General features: G+C 62.7%; 1 protein-coding gene and 1 pseudogene. Both read right to left on the reverse strand.

What is annotated here, in order from left to right; genetic code table 11:
- Positions 1 to 2075, reverse strand: a 2075-nt coding sequence (pglZ, locus tag AC1DYI_RS31535) for a BREX-1 system phosphatase PglZ type A (RefSeq protein WP_477208057.1), incomplete at its 3' end; no start/stop codon positions are given.
- Positions 2068 to 2864: pseudogene (locus AC1DYI_RS31540) on the reverse strand (BREX-1 system adenine-specific DNA-methyltransferase PglX); the annotation flags it as partial. The gene pglZ and the pseudogene AC1DYI_RS31540, both read right to left, overlap by 8 nt.

The following is a 2864-nucleotide window of genomic DNA, read 5'->3' on the forward strand; positions in this document are numbered from 1 at the left end:
TGCATCGGCCACATGCCGCGGCCCAGGATGTAGCGCTTCTTGGGCTTCAACACCCCCGGCATGCCTTCTTCCACGGTGTGCCGGTCCGCCTCGTCCAGAGCCGACTCTTGGTACATGAAGCCATGGTCGGCAGTCACGAAGATGGTGGAGCCGTTCAGGTTGTTGACGATGAAGCTCACCAGCTCCGACAACTCCTTGATGGCGTTCGCCGTGGCCTCGAAGGTCTTGGTCTCGGAACCACGTTTGTCGCCGATCATGTCGATCAGGTCGTGATAGACGTAAACCACCTTGTGCGGCTTGACGAACTCGCGGCCCTTGTCCTTGCCCTTCTCCATCAACGCGTCACGGCCGATGGCGACGCCACCCTGTGCCGCCAATATGGCCGAGCGCTGCTCCAACGTGGAAGACGGCTGGCCATCCACCGTCACGTCCAGCGAGGCGTTGCCCTTGTAGGCCAGGCGTTGGTGCGGCAGCAGGCTGGCCATTCCCAGTGCCGTGTAGCTGGGCAGCACGCCCAACATGGCCTCAAGACGGGCCTTCAGCCGGCTGCGGCTGTTCAACTCATCCACCAGTTCGGCCGCCGCCTCGAAGCGGAAAGCATCGGAGATGACCACGAACACCCGCTTGGCGCCGCCATCAAAGGCTGGCGCCACATGGCGTGCGTAGAAGTGCTGCTGGTTGACGACCTCGTCGAGCTTCCACTTCGCCAGCAAACCGGCCGGCCCTTCCACCACCGCCCCCCAGGCCGAGGCAAGCTGGCCGATGAACCAGCCCGAGTAGGCATCTTCCATGCGGTCGCGCAGTTCGTGCAGCAGAGACCAGCCCATGGGCTCCACCGTCTCTGACGCGCGCATGAACCATCGGTATAGCTGGTCGAAGCGGAACAGCTCCGTCCGGTAGGCCTGGAAAGCGATGCCCGCGTCCGCAAAGCTGAAGCCCTGCACATGCGTGGCCTGCAACTCGAAGAAGCCGGCCGCGGCCTCCAGCGCGTCGTAGCTGGCCGCCAGGGCGCGCGTGGCGTCGTTGGCGCCAGCCAGCAGCGGGTTGGCCCAGTGGCCGTCACGCCGCCGCGCGATGAGGTCGCGCACCGAGTCCATGTTGGCGCCACCGCCCGCGATGATGCGGGCCTTCAAATCGCCGATCACGCGCTTCTCGATGGCCTCGAAGGTCATCGCATCCGCCAGCTCTTCGGCCTGCATGGGCCCCAGGATGCTGCCGATCTTTAGCTCCTCAGCTACCCAGCCCGACAGCACGTCGTAGCTTCGGTAGTTGGCCATGTCGGTGCGCCAACGGCTGGCGAACACAGAGGCGTTTGCCGCCTTGACCCGCTCGCCGATCACGAAGTGCGCCAACGATGCCTGCACGCCGCGTACGCCACTGCAGAAGTCGGTGACGAACAAGAGGTAGAGCAAGCCGCGCAGGTTGGGGGGTTCCTCACCGGGTTCGCGGTAGCCCAGCTCACGCTCTGCCATCGCCCAGAAAGCGGGCTCCAGGTCAAAGCTGGCCAGCTCGTCCATCACCTTGGGCCTGGCACCCAAGTCACCGCCTTCAGCCACCAGGGCGGCGAAGACCTTGAGCAGAACCGCGGAAGGATCCGCCGTCTCGGCGCGGGTCACGGCCGCGATCATCTTGCGGTCTAGATCGTACGCTGTGTCGGTTGGTTGTACCCAGCGCTTGACGCGATCGAAGCGATCGCGTGCCCGCAGGAACTTGGCGCGCAGCTTTAGGTGATCGCGCAGCGACCGTGTGCCAAGGCCCAGTTCCTCCAACTGGATCGACGCTGTGTCGGCACTGAAGGGCTTGCCGCGCAGCCTCGCGTCTAGCAGCCAGTCTTGCGCGGGTTCAGGCTCGTCGAACGGCGCGTAGATCAACCAACGACAACCGACCCCACGCTCGATCGAGATCTTGGCTTGCAGCGTAGGCGTGCAATCCAGCCGCAGCACCCGCACGCCCTCAATGTTGATGGCATCGATCTGGGGCGCAAATTCCCCACTGGCGTCATTCCAGAAGACTAGGGCATTGCCCTCCTGGAAAAGGCGGGTCAGGGCTGCGAGGAACACGGGAGCACTACTCATCGCTGCCGCCCGTGATGGCCTTGGACTCGGCGACCAAGTCGCCGAACTTCGCGTAGTTCACCTTCACGCCGTCGTCCAGGTCCAGCGTGATGCGCATGTCGGCGTAGTGGCGCAGCTTCTCGTCGTAGGCCAGCAGCTCGATCTGCTTCTTGCGCAGTGCCTCGATCTGCTTCTGCAGCTTAGTGCGGGCTGTCGCCGACGAGGCTGCAGCCACGTCCTTCTCCAACATGTCCAGCCGCGACACCATCTTGGCGATCAAAGGCACCACGTATTCAGCACGCATGCGGGCCAAGGTCCCTTCGTTGTAGCGGTGCAGGTAAACCAGCGCCTGGAAGGCACCCTGCTTGCCGCTAGTGAAGAGCCAATAGATTGGGCGCTTTTTGTAGGCTTGCAGGTGGTCCTTGTAAAAGTAGTCGGACAAGTAGCGACGAATAGCCTGATCGGGTGGTTGACCGCTCTTGGCGCCAAGGCTCTCCGCTAGCCAAGCCATGTTGCCTTCAAGTGATTCAATGCCCCAAACCGCTCCAAGAAACTCGCGCACACGGCTCGCTGCTTCGCCCTCAAACCAGCGCTCGTCCGTAATCGGCAAAATCCCATCGGCGTCGACGACAAGTCTGTTGTACCTGCCAATATCGAATCCGATATTGCCGCTGTTCGCGTAAATCAAACCTGGCTCGTCGAGACTGTATCTACCGAACACGCAACCGATGCAGTAAGACAAGATCGACTCACAGATGCTGCGCCGCTGCGGCACCTCCACCACCGGCTTGGGATGGTGGTTCTTGTACC

It is taken from the genome of Ideonella sp. P3_A4 (assembly GCF_056403075.1).